Raw genomic sequence first — 14216 nt, 5'->3', positions numbered from 1 at the left:
AGAAGCTCAGTCCGTAGGGGAGGAACGAGATGCTCCGCATCCATTTCAGCGATGCCGACCTGGGCAGAACCAAGGTCGCCGCAGCTCCGGACCCCCTCTGGGAAACCGCTGCCGGCCTGCACCGGTCACAGGCCCGGAGGGGGCGCTGGGCCTATGCCGCGTGGTATCGCACGGCGCGGGAGCGGATGCGGGGGCAGGGACCGGAGCACCTCGTACGCGGCGTGCTCCTCCCGCTGTACCCGAGGGCCGCGTACTTCCCGGACTTTCTCACGCCGGCCCAGGGCGTGGGCGACTGGGACTCCGGGGTCGAGGCCATGCTGGCCACACCACCGCAGCGCGTCCGTGAGGAAATGACCATCCTCGACCGGACCGTCGGAGCGCCTCCGTGGGCCGCGCGGTTGGCCGGGCCGGAGGAGCGCGGGGAGTTCGTGAGGGTGCTGCGCGCGTACTACGAGGCTGTCGTCGTCCCGTACGAGGAGCAGATGCAGGCCCGTGTCGAGGGCGAGCGGGCAGTGCGCAGCCGTGGGCTGCTGGACGGAGGTGTGGAAGGCATGCTCGCCGGCCTCGGGCCGATGATGCGCTGGCGTCCTCCTGTCCTGGAGGTCGGTCATCCCCAGCAGGCGGCGGACCGGGACCTGCACCTGAACGGCCGTGGGATCACTCTCGTCCCTTCCTGCTTCAACTGGGGGAGCCGGTCGCCTTCGCGGATCCCGAACTGCCGCCGGTCCTCTGGTACTCACTGCTCCATGAACCGGCCGGGCCGGACGGCCCCGGCGACGCCGACGGTCCGGGGCGGCCCTTGAGCAACCTGCTCGGGCGCGCTCGTGCGATCGCCCTGCACACCGCGTCGACCGGTGCGACGACCGGTGAGATCGCCCGCGCCGCCGGCGTCTCGGCGTCCGCCGCGAGCAGACACGCCACCGCCCTGCGCGACGCGGGCCTCGTCACCACCATCCGGAACGGCCCGACCGTGCTGCACACCCTCACCCCCACGGGCGCCTCCGTACTGCGCGCCGCCCTGCGGAAGGCGGACGAGGAGTCCGCGGGCGCGCCGGCCCGAGCCGGCGGCCCCGGACGCGCCAGGGCCGTGTCCCCCTCGTGCGGGTGGGACACGGCCCTTGGGGTCGGTGCGCTCGGGGCGGTCGCCCTCAGTAGCGCGGGCGCTTGAACCAGGCGCTGCCCGCGGCGTTGCCGACGAACACGGCGATCAGGATCGCCAGCACCGTGTGGATCAGACCCACCAGGATGAAGGGGTAGATGCCGAGGATGGCGGTGATGATGCCGAAGATCAGCGCGGTGATACGGACGCCGTTGCCGCCCTTGCCGAACTTGACGGCCAGCACGAGCGCGAACACGCCCCACACCAGCGCGAACAGGGTCAGACCCCAGAGCAGGCCGGACGAGTAGTCGGCGAGCTGCTCGAACGCGGGCTCCTCGCTCAGCGTCGGGTCGTCCTTCGCGGCCTCCACGCCCGCGGCACTGATCGCGAACAGCGCCGTGCCGATGAGCTGCAGGCCCACGATGACCCACAGCAGCACGCGTGCCGTGCTCACCGTTCCCGGCATGGACGTCGGCACCGGGGCACCGGCGTAGGCGCCCACCGGCGGCGCCGCCGGATAGCCGTACCCCTGCTGGGGCTGCTGGGGATAGCCGTAGCCGGGGGCCGGCGGCTGCTGGCCACCCTGCGGGGGCCCGTAGGGGTTGTTCGGGTCGCCGAAACTCATGGCGGTTCTTCCTCCGTTGCGCTTCAGGTGCGGGGACGACGCGAGACTCGGCGCGGAGGAAGTTCTACAGATGCGGTCCGTCCCCCCGGTTCTGCCCGCGGCACTGTGTCCTCATCGTTCTTGACCGTTCCTTTCCTTGTCCAGGCGTAGGCCGTATGTGTTGTGCAAGTGCAACATCGCTGATCTTGGTGGTAAACGGGCGATACGCGCTCGGGGGGCCCGGTGGCCGCCCGTCATACGGGCGGATTGGAACCGGGGCCCGGTCATCCGCGAGGATGGGGGCATGACCGCCCAGATTCTCGATGGCAAGGCCACCGCAGCCGAGATCAAGTCCGATCTGACCGCCCGTGTGGCGGCGCTGAAGGAGAAGGGCGTCACGCCCGGCCTCGGCACGATCCTCGTCGGGGAGGACCCCGGCAGCCAGAAGTACGTCGCCGGGAAGCACCGCGACTGCGCCCAGGTGGGCATCGCCTCCATCCAGCGCGAACTGCCGGACACGGCCACACAGGAGGAGATCGAGGCGGTCGTCCGCGAGCTGAACGAGGACCCCGCCTGCACCGGTTACATCGTCCAGCTCCCGCTGCCCAAGGGCATCGACGAGAACCGCATCCTCGAACTGATGGACCCGGCCAAGGACGCCGACGGCCTCCACCCGATGAACCTCGGCCGTCTCGTCCTCAACGAGCCGGCCCCCCTGCCCTGCACCCCCAACGGCATCATCACCCTGCTGCGCCGCCACGGCGTGGAGATCAAGGGCGCGGAGGTCGTGGTCGTCGGGCGCGGTGTGACCATCGGCCGCCCGATGCCCCTGCTGCTGACCCGGCGCAGCGAGAACGCCACGGTGACCCAGTGCCACACCGGCACCCGCGACCTGTCGGCCCACCTCCGGCGCGCGGACATCATCGTGGCCGCCGCGGGCAGCGCCCATCTGATCCGCCCCGAGGACGTCAAGCCGGGCGCGGCCGTCCTCGACGTCGGTGTCTCCCGCAGTGCCGAGGGCAAGATCCTGGGCGACGTCCACCCGGGCGTGGCCGAGGTGGCCGGCTGGGTCGCCCCGAACCCCGGCGGCGTCGGCCCGATGACCCGGGCCCAGCTGCTGGTCAACGTGGTCGAGGCGGCGGAGCGCAGTGTCGGCTGAGCGGAAGACCCCGGACGTCTCCGAGAAGCGGGCCGAGGGGCGGACGGAGGAACGGGCCGAGGACATCACGGTCCGTGATCCCGTCAGCGCGCCCGACGCCGAGGGCAGGCCGCGCCGCACCACCCGGCGGTTCCCCCTGTTCACCAGGGACACCGCGCGCCCCGAGGGCGGGGGCAGGGCCGCCCCCCGCGACGCCCCCGCGCCCGCCCGTCAGTGGCCGATCCTCTCCGTGCTGCTCACGGTCGGAACGGGGCTGCTGCTGACCGCGCTGGACCAGTTCCGGCTGGGCACGCTGCTGGTCGGCGTGGCGCTGGTGGCCGGGGCCCTGCTGCGGTGGCTGGTGCGGGACGTGGGGATGCTCGCGGTGCGTTCCCGTTTCACGGACATCGTGACGTACGGGGGACTGGGGCTGGTGATCGCGATGCTGGCGCTGATGGTGCAGCCGAATCCGCTGCTGGAGATTCCGTTCCTGAAGGACACGCTGCACTTCACGGTCGACAGTTAGTCCGCGTTCTGTGAGCGGCGGCGGCCCGTCCTCACCCCCGTGAGAGGACGGGCCGCCGCCGGGGACCACGTTCCTGCACCGTGAAGGGCCTGTTCAACGGCTGTCCGGGGGCTGTGGCACGGAAGTGACCGTTCCGGTACGGTCTCCGCAATCCCCGTACAACCTTGCGATGTGGCCGAGCCGGCGGCCGGCGTCGGAACGGGGCGGGGACGACCGCCTGCGGCGGGTTTATGTCGATGTATTGACAAGTTTGCCGTTGTGCGTCGAAGTAGGGGGACGGCGGGCTAGCGTGAGGAAACGGGGCCGTCCTGGCGTCCCGCGCGCAGGTGCCCGGGTTCCGTTCGGCCGAGGGGGTGACCGATGGGACACTGGGCCGCGAGTGAGTAGGCGTGCGACGGTGCCTGCCCGCGGCCCCGATGCTCCCGTGCGCCCCCGCCCCGGGAACTGAGACCCCGCCCGGCGGCATCCTCGTGGGTATCCACAACGGGGACTCGGCAAGGGGCACCATGCACGAGGGAACGACCAGTACCAACCGGGGGGAAGAGGGGGGAAGCAATGCCTCGTTGGAAGGCCTTGCCGGATGAACTCGATCCGCAGATCAGGGAGTTCACGAGCCAGCTCAGGCGGGTCGTGGACCGCAGCGGCCTGAGCGTCGCGTCGGTCTCCGACCGCACGGGCTACAGCAAGACGTCCTGGGAGCGTTATCTGAACGGCCGGCTGCTCGCGCCCAAGGGCGCGATCGTGGCCCTGGCCGAGGTCACCGGGACCAACCCGATGCACCTCACCACCATGTGGGAGCTCGCCGAGCGTGCCTGGAGCCGCTCGGAGATGCGTCACGACATGACGATGGAGGCGATCAGGATCTCGCAGGCGCGCGCCGCGCTCAGCGAGCTCGCCGGACCGTCCTCCGGCCCGGGCGGCGGATCCGCCCGCAAGGGCGCGTCCGCGGTCCGTCCGGGCGTCGCGGGGCCGGCCGGAGTCGCGCCGAGCGTGCCGCCGCAGCCGACCGCCTCGGAGGTGCGCGACGCCACCGGCGGCGCGCGGGACGGTTCGGCCGGGACGAACTCCTGGGGGGTCGCCGCACCGGCCGACCCGCCGCGGACGGGCCACCGCGGCCCCGGGCCCGCGGCGGGCGCCTCCGGGACGTACGGCGCACCGCCCCCCGGCGCGTCCGGTCAGGGCCGTCCGGGCGGACCGGGCCGTTCCGGCGGCAAGCGGCGGACGTCGACGTTCATCGCCGGAGCGGTGGGAGCGCTGGTGGTGGTCGCCGCCGCGTTCTATGTCACCAGCGTCGAGGGCGACACGAAGAAGGACGAGACCCGGAAGTCCCCCTCGCCCACCGCCACCGCCCCTGTCGACCTGCCTCCCGGCGTGAAGTGCAGCGGCGACAGTTGCGCGGGCAAGGACGCCGAGGCCATGGGGTGCAGCGGCGACCTGGTGACCACCACGGGGACCGGGACCGTCGGCGCCACCACGGTGGAGGTCCGCTACAGCGAGACCTGCGCCGCGGCCTGGGGACGCATCACGCAGGGCACGCAGGGGGACAAGGTCGAGATCAGCGCGGGCACGTCGAAGCAGAGCGACAGCATCACCGCGGCCGGCGACACGGTCACGTACACCCCGATGGTGCCGGTGAAGGGCGCGAAGGACGCGAAGGCCTGTGCCGTACTGGCCGCCACCGGTGAGAAGGGCTGCACGGAGTAGTACCCGCACATGATCCGTCCCGCCACACATATGGGCCCGTACCGGCCCGTACTGGTCCATATGGGTCCATATATGTGGGGGAAGTGTGGGGATGCGCATGGTGCGGCGGAAGAGGGGCAGGCGGAAAGTACCCCCACGGGAGTCCGGCACGGTCGGTCCCCGACGGCGGCCGCCCCGCCCTCACCTCTCCCGGACGGAGCGGCCGCCCCTTTTGTGCCCGCCCGGCCACCCGCGTACCCGGGCCGTCACTCTGTGGGGCGGGCCACAGGGAGCCCGGCCGTCCGCGCCCGCGGATGCGCGATAGCCTGACCGCTGGATCTCTCTTGACGCCAAGAGATCGATCATCCGAACCGATGATCGATCATCGTGGTGGACGCCGGTCACGAGCCGGAGCGGGATCCCGCACCCCGGGGCAGGGACCGCCCCACCGCCAGCTGTCATACGGAGAACGCCATGACCCGCACTCCCGTGAACGTCACCGTCACCGGCGCGGCCGGCCAGATCGGTTACGCCCTGCTCTTCCGCATCGCCTCCGGCCAGCTGCTCGGCGCGGACGTGCCGGTCAAGCTGCGCCTGCTGGAGATCACCCCGGCGCTCAAGGCCGCCGAGGGCACGGCCATGGAGCTGGACGACTGCGCGTTCCCGCTCCTCCAGGGCATCGACATCACGGACGACCCGAACGTGGCCTTCGACGGCGCCAACGTCGGTCTTCTCGTGGGCGCCCGCCCGCGCACCAAGGGCATGGAGCGCGGTGACCTCCTGGAGGCCAACGGCGGCATCTTCAAGCCGCAGGGCCAGGCCATCAACGCCCACGCCGCGGACGACATCAAGGTCCTGGTCGTCGGCAACCCGGCCAACACCAACGCCCTGATCGCCCAGGCCGCCGCCCCGGACGTACCCGCCGAGCGGTTCACCGCCATGACCCGCCTGGACCACAACCGCGCGCTGACCCAGCTCTCGAAGAAGACCGGCGTCCCGGTCTCCGAGATCAAGAAGCTGACGATCTGGGGCAACCACTCCGCCACCCAGTACCCCGACATCTTCCACGCCACGGTCGCCGGCAAGAACGCCGCCGAGGCCGTCAACGACGAGAAGTGGCTGGCCGAGGACTTCATCCCGACCGTCGCCAAGCGCGGCGCCGCGATCATCGAGGCCCGTGGCGCCTCGTCGGCCGCCTCCGCCGCCAACGCCGCCATCGACCACGTGTACACCTGGGTCAACGGCACCGCCGACGGCGACTGGGCCTCCATGGGCATCCCGTCGGACGGCTCCTACGGCGTCCCGGAGGGCCTGATCTCCTCCTTCCCGGTCACCGTGAAGGACGGGACGTACGAGATCGTCCAGGGCCTGGAGATCAACGAGTTCTCCCGCGCCCGCATCGACGCCTCCGTCAAGGAGCTCGAGGAGGAGCGCGAGGCGGTCCGCGGCCTCGGCCTCATCTGACCGGGACCGATTTCCCCGCGGGCCCCGCGCCGGTTCGTCCGGTGCGGGGCCCGCGCGTGCCCGGCCCCCGAACGTGATTCCACTCGGTAATCCGGTTCGCAGGCACCTCCGCCTCCCCTATGCTGATCCCCCGTCACTTCGAGTGCCGGCCGCGTCGATTCGCGTATCGGGGGATTCGCGTGAGCACCGCATACGTGCCGCAGCAACCACAGCACACCGGCCCGGCGTCGCCGTCCGACCCGCCGCCCACACCACCGCACGCCAGCGAGGCGTCCCGCCTGCTGTGCGCGGGCGTCTACCTGGACTCCGGCTACCGCGACCAGGTCATCGAGCAGCTCTACCTCAACGAGCAGCGCGTCGTCGCGCCCTCGCTCGGCTTCGACGCCGCCCGCGTCCTCGCGCACGCGCTGCGCGCCCGGCGCCACGAGCTGCTGTGGGCGGCGGCCGTCCTCGGGCTGTGGGTGGTGGGCGGACCGCTCAGCGGTGGCCTGCTCGCCTTCTTCCTCTGGCCCAGCCTGCTGCTCGCCGCCGCGCCCCTGCTCCGCGGGCGGGCGGCACAGCCGCCCTGGTACCGCTGGCTCACCGCGTTCCTGGCGCGCTGGACCGGCCGTGTGCTCACCGGGCTCGCCCTGCTGACGCTGGGGACGGTCGCCTTCGGCGGCGGCACGGACGACGACTCCGGGTACGAGTCCTCGTACGACTCCGGCGGAGACGACGCGCTGGGACTGCTCGCCGACACCTTCGCGACCCTGGCCGAACCGTGGCAGGCCTGGCTCGGGATCGGTGTGCTCGTCTGCATCGGCCTGTGCACGGCGGCCCAGCGCAACCAGTTCGCCCGCGCCCTCGCCGCCGAACTGTCCCCGCGGCGTTTCCCGGACGCCGCCGGCGACCCCGCCGAGCGGGCCGACGGGCAGCGGCTGCGGCGGCTGGCGCACCGCATCCGGCTGGAACAGCACGCCCCGCTGGTCATGTACCACGAGGCGCGTCCGTTCTGCGGGGCGGGCGCGGCGTACGACACCTGGGTGCTCGCCGTGGAACTGCGGCCGGACGAGGAGAAGAAGCAGCAGCCGCTCAGCAACCGCGCGATCCTCGACCGGATCCGGCCGCTGCTGGAGCAGCTGCGCGTGCCCGCCGAGTACGCGGGCCCCGGCGTACGGGACCGGCTGCGCCGCCTGGAGATCGACGAGTGCGTGTTCCTGCCCGTCGAAGGGCTCCTCAGCCGTGACCAGGCGCCCTACGGGCCGGCGGAGTTCGAGCAGCACCGGGGGCGGGCCGTCGAGGAGGGCGGCGAGAAGCGCCGGCACTTCCTGCGTGTCCGTGTCGGCGGCTGGGAGGAGGAACTGGTCGTCACGGTCTTCGTGCGCGTCCACACGCAGGGCCGGATGCTCATGCTGGAGATCGCCCCGCACGTGCTGAGGCCGGTCCGCGCGGACTTCAAGGACGCCGACCGCACCTCGCACCGGTTCCTCCACGACAGCCCGGCCGGCCGGATCGCCGGCGCCGCCGTCCTGGTGCCCGGCTCCGCGGGCCGCTCGCTGGTGACACTCGGCCGGGGCGCGGTCCACCTGTGGCGGATGCTGACCGGCGGATACGCGCACGCGCTGCCCGACGGTCCGGCCCTCTCGGTGCGGGAACTCGCCTCGGCGCCCTCCGGGTCCACCTTCCAGGAGATGGACGTCGCCCGGTACCTCAGGAGCGTCCAGGACCGCATCGGGCGCGGGGTGCGGCTGGCCCTGGCCGAGGCCGGCTACGAGACCGGCGAGTTCGTGCAGAAGATCGTCAACATCAGCAACGGAGCGGTGCACATCGGCCGCGCCGACAACTCCTCGTTCGCCTTCGGTGACCACGCGCGCGCCGAGACCACGACCGGCGGCCCCCCGCCGCAGAAGGGATCCGACCAGCGATGACAGTCAACGAGCCGAACGTCAGCATCGGCCGCGCCGACAACTCCTCCTTCGCCTTCGGCGACCACGCGCGCGCCGAGACCCGCAACAGCGCTCCCGCGGCGCGCGACGAGTCCGCCGAGCAGTTGCTGGCGGCCGTGCGGGAACTCCGCGGTGACCTGGCCCGGCTGCGGGAGAACGAGCAGGCCGTGCGGCTGGACGAGACCCTCGCCGAGACCGAGGAGGAGATCGCCCGGACCGGGACGGCCGGTGAGGGCCGCCTCCGGCGGCTGCGCGAGGTACTCACGGACGCCCAGAACATCGTGACGCTGTTCGCGTCGGCGGGAGCCGTCGCCGGCCTGCTGGGAATGTGAGAGGGACGTGATGAGCGGGGGACAGCGGTACTGGAACGAGGACGCCCAGCGCTGGGAGGACGGCGGCGACGGCGCCGCACCGGTCACCCCGCCGCCCCCGCCGCGCCCGGAGTTCCTGCCGCTCGAACCGGACGCGCCGGACGACGTGCCGACGGCCGCCGTACCGGCGGGCGGCATACCGGGGCCCGCCGCGGGTCACGGAGCCTGGTCCAGTCCTGAACCGCCGCACGGCGCCGTCTGGCCGTCCGCCGAGCCGGTGCCGCCCGTCGGCCGGGGCCCCGGCCGACGGCTCCTGTGGGGCGTACTGGGCGGGGCCGCCGCGGCCGGGGCCGCCGTGGCGCTGCTGCTGACGCTGGTCGTCGACGACGACGCGGCGGACGGCGGGCCCGGCTCCCGCGACGACCACGCGGCCACCTCCGGCCCGGCGCCGACGTCCGACGTGAGCCCCGGCCCGTCGGGCGTGGGCACGGCCGCCGTCGAACCCACCGACGGCGGCACCGGCTCCCCCTCCGGCCAGGCGTCCGGACTCCCCGCCGACTACGAGCTTCACACCGACGCCGAGGGCTTCGCCATCGCCCGCCCGCTGGGCTGGACGCGCGAGGCGGTGGCCTCCCAGCACGGCATGGACGTCGTCAACTACCGCAGTGCCGACGGGTACCGCCGCCTCCAGGTGTACGAGGTCGCGGAGTCCTCCCCCGAGGAGTCCTTCGACCTGTTCCTGTCCGACAGCACGCCGAAGGCCGAAGGTTTCGAGAAGGTCTCCCTGGAGCCGGTCGACGAGGCCGGCGTCTCCGGGCTGCGGCTGGAGTACCGGGCCGACTCCCTGCGGGGCGAGCCGGACGTCGGCAGCTGGCACGTCCAGGACGTGCGCTTCCGCGCTCCGGGCGACGGCAAGACGTACGCGATCGCCGCGTACGGCCCGCCCACCGACGGCATCGACCCCGAACTGCACCTGGCGCTGACCGCCGTCGCGCACTTCTGCCCCCCGGCCACCACCTGCGAACAGGGCTGACCCGAGGGCTTCCCGACCGCATCCGGGCCTTTTGTCCCGCTGCGTCGCTCCGTCGCGCCCCGTGCCCCGTGTCCTGTGCCCCGTGCCCTGTGCTCCGGAGCGCTGCCGGTCATGGACCGCGCACGCGCCGGTGACCGGAGTTCACCAATCGGTGGAACCCGGCGGGATCCGGCGGGCGACCATCAGCCGGTTCCAGCCGTTGACGGCGGTGATCAGCGCGACGAGGTGGGCGAGCCGGGCGGCGTCGAAGTGCCGGGCCACCCGCTCGTACACCTCGTCGGGCACGAAGCCCTCGGTCAGCACCGTGACCGCCTCGGTCAGCTCCAGCGCGGCACGCTCCCGCGCGTCGAAGACGTCGTCCCCGGCCTCACTCCAGGCCTCCAGGAGATCGAGCTGGGCCTCGCGCACCGCCCCGCCCTCGCGGGCGAGGGCGAGGTGCATGTCGAGGCAGAACGCGCAGTGGTTGAGCTGCGAGGCACGGATCTGGACCAGCTCGGCCAGCCCGGGATCGCCGAGGCCCCTCTTGGCGGCGGCGCTCACGGCCCGCAGCGCGCCGCGGACACCGGCGTCGAGACGGGTCGTACGGACCGTCACCCGTGCTGTCCCGGCGTGTAGTGGCCCGGGGTCATCCGGCAGGTCACACCGAACCGGTTCCACGCGTTGATCACCGTGATCGCGGCGATGAGCTGCGCCAGCTCCGGCTCCTCGAACCGCTTGGCGGCCCGCTCGTACACCTCGTCCGGCACGAAGCCGTCCGTCAGCACGGTGACCGCCTCGGTCAGCTCGAGCGCCGCGAGCTCCTTCTCCGTGTAGAAGTGCCGCGACTCCTCCCACGCGCCGAGCTGGATGATCCGCTCGACGCTCTCACCCGCCGCGAGCGCGTCCTTGGTGTGCATGTCCAGGCAGAAGGCGCAGTGGTTGAGCTGCGAGGCACGGATCTTGACCAGCTCGTACAGCTTGGCGTCGAGCCCCTTCTTGGCGGCGGAGTCCAGCCGGATCATCGCCTTGTAGACCTCGGGGGCGTGCCGGGCCCACTCCAGCCGGACGGGCGGCTCGGGGGCGTACTCGGTGTTCGTCTCGGTAGTGGTCATGCCTCGACCCTAGGAGCGAGGCAGCCCAGGAGTATGGTCCACTTCCATGGCGGAACGCTGGGCCACTTTCGGCATCGACCTCCACCTCGAACCGACCGGTCCCGGTCTGCGCCGCGGCCTGACCGAGGCCCTGCGCGAGGCCGTCCGCACCGGCCGGCTCGCCCCCGGCACCCGGCTGCCCTCCTCCCGCTCCCTCGCCGCCGACCTGGGCATCGCCCGCAACACCGTCGCCGACGCCTACGCCGACCTGGTCGCCGAGGGCTGGCTCACCGCCCGGCAGGGCTCCGGCACCCGCGTCGCCGACCGCGCGGTCCCCACCCCGTCGGCCCGCCGGCCGTCCCCGCGCCGGGCCCCCGGCCGGCTTCCGTACGACCTCGTCCCGGGCACCCCCGACCTCTCCTCCTTCCCCCGCGCCGAATGGCTCAAGGCCACCCGCCGCGCCCTCGCCACCGCACCGCACGACGCCCTCGGCTACGGCGACCCGCGCGGCCGGCCCGAACTGCGCACGGCCCTCGCGGACTACCTCGCCCGGGTGCGCGGCGTACGCACCGATCCCGAACGGATCGTCGTCTGCTCCGGTTTCGCCGGCGGCCTCCGCCTCCTCTGCGAGGTCCTGCGCGCCCGCGGCGCCCGCACCCTGGCCGTGGAGTCCTACGGACTGGACGTCCACTGGGACCTGGCCACCCGCGCCGGCCTGACCACCGTCCCGCTCCCCTTCGACTCCCTCGGCACCCGCGCCCAGGACCCGGGCGCCGCCGACGCGGTGCTGCTCAGCCCGGCCCACCAGTTCCCCCTCGGCGGCGCCCTGCCGCCCGAGCGCCGCGCCGCCGTCGTCGACTGGGCGCGCCGCACCGGCGGACTGATCCTGGAGGACGACTACGACGGCGAGTTCCGCTACGACCGCCAGGCCGTCGGCGCGCTCCAGAACCTCGACCCCGACCACGTGGCCTACCTCGGCACGGCCAGCAAGTCCCTCGCCCCCGGCCTCCGCCTGGGCTGGGCGGTCCTGCCCCCGTCCCTGCTCCCGGACGTCGTCGCCCACGGCGGCGGCCACTCCGTGAGCGTCCTCGAACAGCTCACCCTCGCCGAGTTCCTCACCTCCGGCGCCTACGACCGCCACGTCCGCGCCGCCCGCCTGCGCTACCGCCGCCGCCGCGACGTGCTGGTCGATTCCCTCGCCGTCCGGTCCCCCGACGTCCGGATCACCGGCATCGCGGCCGGCCTGCACGCCGTCCTCCGGCTCCCGCCCGGCACCGAACGGTCCGTGGTCCAGGCCGCCACCTGGCAGAACCTCGCCGTCCACGGTCTCTCCCGCTTCCGCCACCCCGCCACCGCCACCACGGCGGGCGACGCCCTGGTCGTCGGCTACGCCACCCCGCCGGACCACGCCTGGGCCGGCACCCTGGACGCCCTGTGCCGGGCGCTGCCCTGACGCACCGAGCCGGCATAACGCGCCAAGAGCCGCAAATGGGCGGCAGGGGAGCGCTGCCGGCGGGGGGCTCCTGTGCGTGCCGTCCGGGCGGTCTCTAGGCTGTCCGCCGCGAGCCGGGAGAGGTGACCCGGAGGTGTGCGAGGGGGAGTGACGGGCATGGCGGAGACACGGCGGCGGCTGCGGTCCAGCACGGTGGTGCTCGGAGGGATGGGCGTGCTCGCGGCGGCGCTGTCGGCGTGCGGGTCGGATCCGGACCGGCGGTGCGTGGACCGGGACAGCTACGACTACCTCAACGGCTACAAGATCGTCGCCGACAAGAACTGCAAGTCCTCCGGGAAGACCTCCGGTTCGATCAGTACGTCCCGCACCAACGCGGACTGGTACTACGACGCCGACGTCAGCAGAGGCTACGCCGACGACGGCACCTTCAGCCGCAGCGAGGCAGTCGACCGGGGCGGCTTCGGCTGCTCGGGCTCCGGCAGCAGCGGCGGCTGACCGGATCATGGAACGGCGTACGACCGAGCCCCGCCCCGGCTGGCAGGAGACCGTCGAGGAGCAGGGGCTCATCTATCCGCTCACCCGCTACCCGGACGGCTCCCTGCGCCCCTACTGGGACGAGAGCGCCTACTACGTCTTCGGCCTGGAGGAGATCGAGGCGCTGGAGGAGGTCGTCGAGGAACTGCACGGCATGTGCCTCGCCGCCGCCGAGCACATCGTCACCGCCGACCGCTTCGCCGACCTCGGCATCACCGACCCGCGCATCGCCCGCGTGGTCGCCGAGGCCTGGCACCGGCGCGCCGAACTCCCCTCCGTCTACGGCCGCTTCGACCTCCGCTACGACGGCACCGGCCCGGCGAAACTCCTGGAGTACAACGCCGACACCCCCACCTCCCTGGTGGAGGCCGCCTCCCCCCAGTGGTTCTGGATGGAGGAACGCTTCCCCGGTGCCGACCAGTGGAACTCCCTCCACGAGCGCCTCGTCGACGCCTGGAGGAAGCAGGCCGCACTTCTCCCGCCGGGCAGCCCCCTGTACTTCGCCCACTCCTCCGCCGACGAACTCGGCGAGGACCTCATGACCGTCGCCTACCTCAAGGAGACCGCCGAACAGGCCGGCCTCGCCACCGACTGGCTCTCCATGGAGGAGATCGGCTGGGACCGTCTCTCCGGCCGCTTCGTCGACAACGGGCTCCGGTTCATCCGCAGCATCTTCAAGCTGTACCCCTGGGAGTGGCTCACCACCGACCGCTTCGCCGGCCACGTCCTCGACACCCTCGACAACGGCGGCGGCACCGGCACCACCCTGTGGATCGAGCCGGCCTGGAAGATGCTCCTCAGCAACAAGGCCCTCCTGGCGATCCTCTGGGAGCTCTACCCCGGCCACCCCAACCTCCTCCCCTCCTACCTCGACGGCCCACGGGACCTGGCGGACACCACCGGCTGGGTCGCCAAGCCCCTGCTCGGCCGCGAGGGCGCGGGAGTGACCGTCCACGAGCCCGGCTCCGATCCGGTCCCCCGCGAGGAACCCTGCTGCTACCAGCAGCTCGCCCCCCTCCCCGCCTTCGACGGCAACCACGTCGTCCTGGGCGCCTGGGTGGTGGAGGACGAGTCGGCGGGCCTGGGCATCCGGGAGTCGTCGGGCCTGGTGACGGACGAGTACGCCCGCTTCCTGCCCCACGTGATCCTCTAGCACGCCTCCCGCGCCGCCCGCGTCGACGAGGCGGAGGCCGACGCCCGCATGGTGGACGCCTCCCCGTGGCACTTCGTGCCACCCGGTAATGTGACCGTGGGCCGTGACTGGCGCGCAAGGATGGGAACAACCATCGGGAAGCGGCCCCGGACCCTTCGGGTCCGAAACATGTGCCGTGCGCCTGGGCCGACCCGAACGCCGATCACAACGTCCGGAGGTCCCC

15 protein-coding genes and 1 riboswitch are annotated in these 14216 nt (G+C 72.8%); of the genes, 12 read left to right on the top strand and 3 right to left on the bottom strand.

Going from position 1 to position 14216, the window contains the following annotated elements; translation table 11 throughout:
* Nucleotides 1-29 precede the first annotated feature (29 nt).
* The gene (locus ACF1DX_RS07190) at nt 30-803 is read left to right on the top strand and encodes a hypothetical protein (RefSeq protein ID WP_391790214.1); all 774 of its coding nucleotides are present in this window, start codon (nt 30-32) and stop codon (nt 801-803) included.
* Complete coding sequence (locus ACF1DX_RS07185; protein ID WP_391790213.1) at nt 800-1168, top strand: MarR family transcriptional regulator; 369 nt, start codon at nt 800-802, stop codon at nt 1166-1168. The genes ACF1DX_RS07190 and ACF1DX_RS07185 overlap by 4 nt, the downstream gene beginning before the upstream one ends.
* On the opposite strand, the gene ACF1DX_RS07180 is transcribed toward ACF1DX_RS07185, so the two are convergent.
* The gene (locus ACF1DX_RS07180; RefSeq protein ID WP_391790212.1) at nt 1149-1724 is read right to left on the bottom strand and encodes a hypothetical protein; all 576 of its coding nucleotides are present in this window, start codon (nt 1722-1724) and stop codon (nt 1149-1151) included. The two genes, ACF1DX_RS07185 and ACF1DX_RS07180, sit on opposite strands and share 20 nt — an antisense overlap.
* A gap of 283 nt (nt 1725-2007) precedes the next feature.
* Here ACF1DX_RS07180 and ACF1DX_RS07175 point away from each other — a divergent pair, with 283 nt between their 5' ends.
* The 7 genes from ACF1DX_RS07175 to ACF1DX_RS07145 all read left to right on the top strand — a co-directional run bounded on the left by ACF1DX_RS07175 (nt 2008) and on the right by ACF1DX_RS07145 (nt 9783).
* Nucleotides 2008-2862: a bifunctional methylenetetrahydrofolate dehydrogenase/methenyltetrahydrofolate cyclohydrolase gene (locus ACF1DX_RS07175; protein WP_030871281.1), complete on the top strand. Its 855-nt coding sequence runs from the start codon at nt 2008-2010 to the stop codon at nt 2860-2862.
* Nucleotides 2852-3367, top strand: a complete 516-nt coding sequence (locus ACF1DX_RS07170; RefSeq protein ID WP_391790211.1) for a DUF3017 domain-containing protein — start codon at nt 2852-2854, stop codon at nt 3365-3367. The genes ACF1DX_RS07175 and ACF1DX_RS07170 overlap by 11 nt, the downstream gene beginning before the upstream one ends.
* A 555-nt stretch (nt 3368-3922) precedes the next feature.
* Nucleotides 3923-5071: a DUF2690 domain-containing protein gene (locus tag ACF1DX_RS07165; RefSeq protein ID WP_391790210.1), complete on the top strand. Its 1149-nt coding sequence runs from the start codon at nt 3923-3925 to the stop codon at nt 5069-5071.
* A gap of 453 nt (nt 5072-5524) precedes the next feature.
* A complete protein-coding gene (locus tag ACF1DX_RS07160; protein ID WP_391790209.1) occupies nt 5525-6514 on the top strand; it encodes a malate dehydrogenase in 990 nt (329 codons plus the stop codon).
* Nucleotides 6515-6693: 179 nt separating this feature from the next.
* Nucleotides 6694-8421 (top strand): hypothetical protein, encoded by a 1728-nt coding sequence (locus ACF1DX_RS07155; protein WP_391790208.1) that lies wholly within the window; start codon nt 6694-6696, stop codon nt 8419-8421.
* Nucleotides 8418-8771, top strand: a complete 354-nt coding sequence (locus ACF1DX_RS07150) for a hypothetical protein (RefSeq protein ID WP_391790207.1) — start codon at nt 8418-8420, stop codon at nt 8769-8771. The genes ACF1DX_RS07155 and ACF1DX_RS07150 overlap by 4 nt, the downstream gene beginning before the upstream one ends.
* Nucleotides 8772-8781: 10 nt before the next feature.
* Nucleotides 8782-9783, top strand: coding sequence for a hypothetical protein (locus tag ACF1DX_RS07145; protein ID WP_391790206.1), 1002 nt, complete (start codon nt 8782-8784; stop codon nt 9781-9783).
* Nucleotides 9784-9924: 141 nt separating this feature from the next.
* Here the strand turns inward: ACF1DX_RS07145 and ACF1DX_RS07140 are convergent, their stop codons facing one another.
* Nucleotides 9925-10377 (bottom strand): carboxymuconolactone decarboxylase family protein, encoded by a 453-nt coding sequence (locus ACF1DX_RS07140; RefSeq protein ID WP_391790205.1) that lies wholly within the window; start codon nt 10375-10377, stop codon nt 9925-9927.
* Nucleotides 10374-10874 (bottom strand): carboxymuconolactone decarboxylase family protein, encoded by a 501-nt coding sequence (locus tag ACF1DX_RS07135; RefSeq protein ID WP_391790204.1) that lies wholly within the window; start codon nt 10872-10874, stop codon nt 10374-10376. Before ACF1DX_RS07135 ends, ACF1DX_RS07140 begins: the two co-directional genes overlap by 4 nt.
* A 46-nt stretch (nt 10875-10920) precedes the next feature.
* Here ACF1DX_RS07135 and ACF1DX_RS07130 point away from each other — a divergent pair, with 46 nt between their 5' ends.
* From ACF1DX_RS07130 to ACF1DX_RS07120, 3 genes are all read left to right on the top strand, one after another.
* Nucleotides 10921-12306: a PLP-dependent aminotransferase family protein gene (locus ACF1DX_RS07130; protein ID WP_391790203.1), complete on the top strand. Its 1386-nt coding sequence runs from the start codon at nt 10921-10923 to the stop codon at nt 12304-12306.
* Between the two features lie 156 nt (nt 12307-12462).
* On the top strand, nt 12463-12801 hold the full coding sequence (locus tag ACF1DX_RS07125) for a hypothetical protein (RefSeq protein WP_391790202.1): 339 nt from the start codon (nt 12463-12465) through the stop codon (nt 12799-12801).
* A gap of 7 nt (nt 12802-12808) precedes the next feature.
* A complete protein-coding gene (locus ACF1DX_RS07120) occupies nt 12809-13993 on the top strand; it encodes a glutathionylspermidine synthase family protein (RefSeq protein WP_391790201.1) in 1185 nt (394 codons plus the stop codon).
* Nucleotides 13994-14086: 93 nt separating this feature from the next.
* A riboswitch (ZMP/ZTP riboswitch) is annotated at nt 14087-14187 on the top strand.
* Nucleotides 14188-14216 lie beyond the last annotated feature (29 nt).

The sequence above is a fragment of the Streptomyces sp. NPDC014676 genome, assembly GCF_043084105.1.
Taxonomy (GTDB): Bacteria; Actinomycetota; Actinomycetes; order Streptomycetales; family Streptomycetaceae; genus Streptomyces.
This window is presented reverse-complemented; position numbering and strand designations above follow the sequence as displayed.

What these genes read in the sequence shown, in the direction of transcription:
- ACF1DX_RS07150 (WP_391790207.1), top strand. Translation starts at nt 8,418, where the DNA reads ATGACAGTCAACGAGCCGAACGTCAGCATCGGCCGCGCCGACAACTCC.
- ACF1DX_RS07120 (WP_391790201.1), top strand. Translation starts at nt 12,809, where the DNA reads ATGGAACGGCGTACGACCGAGCCCCGCCCCGGCTGGCAGGAGACCGTC.
- ACF1DX_RS07145 (WP_391790206.1), top strand. Translation starts at nt 8,782, where the DNA reads ATGAGCGGGGGACAGCGGTACTGGAACGAGGACGCCCAGCGCTGGGAG.
- ACF1DX_RS07190 (WP_391790214.1), top strand. Translation starts at nt 30, where the DNA reads ATGCTCCGCATCCATTTCAGCGATGCCGACCTGGGCAGAACCAAGGTC.
- ACF1DX_RS07125 (WP_391790202.1), top strand. Translation starts at nt 12,463, where the DNA reads ATGGCGGAGACACGGCGGCGGCTGCGGTCCAGCACGGTGGTGCTCGGA.
- ACF1DX_RS07130 (WP_391790203.1), top strand. Translation starts at nt 10,921, where the DNA reads ATGGCGGAACGCTGGGCCACTTTCGGCATCGACCTCCACCTCGAACCG.
- ACF1DX_RS07160 (WP_391790209.1), top strand. Translation starts at nt 5,525, where the DNA reads ATGACCCGCACTCCCGTGAACGTCACCGTCACCGGCGCGGCCGGCCAG.
- ACF1DX_RS07180 (WP_391790212.1), bottom strand. Translation starts at nt 1,724, where the DNA reads ATGAGTTTCGGCGACCCGAACAACCCCTACGGGCCCCCGCAGGGTGGC.
- ACF1DX_RS07165 (WP_391790210.1), top strand. Translation starts at nt 3,923, where the DNA reads ATGCCTCGTTGGAAGGCCTTGCCGGATGAACTCGATCCGCAGATCAGG.
- ACF1DX_RS07135 (WP_391790204.1), bottom strand. Translation starts at nt 10,874, where the DNA reads ATGACCACTACCGAGACGAACACCGAGTACGCCCCCGAGCCGCCCGTC.
- ACF1DX_RS07175 (WP_030871281.1), top strand. Translation starts at nt 2,008, where the DNA reads ATGACCGCCCAGATTCTCGATGGCAAGGCCACCGCAGCCGAGATCAAG.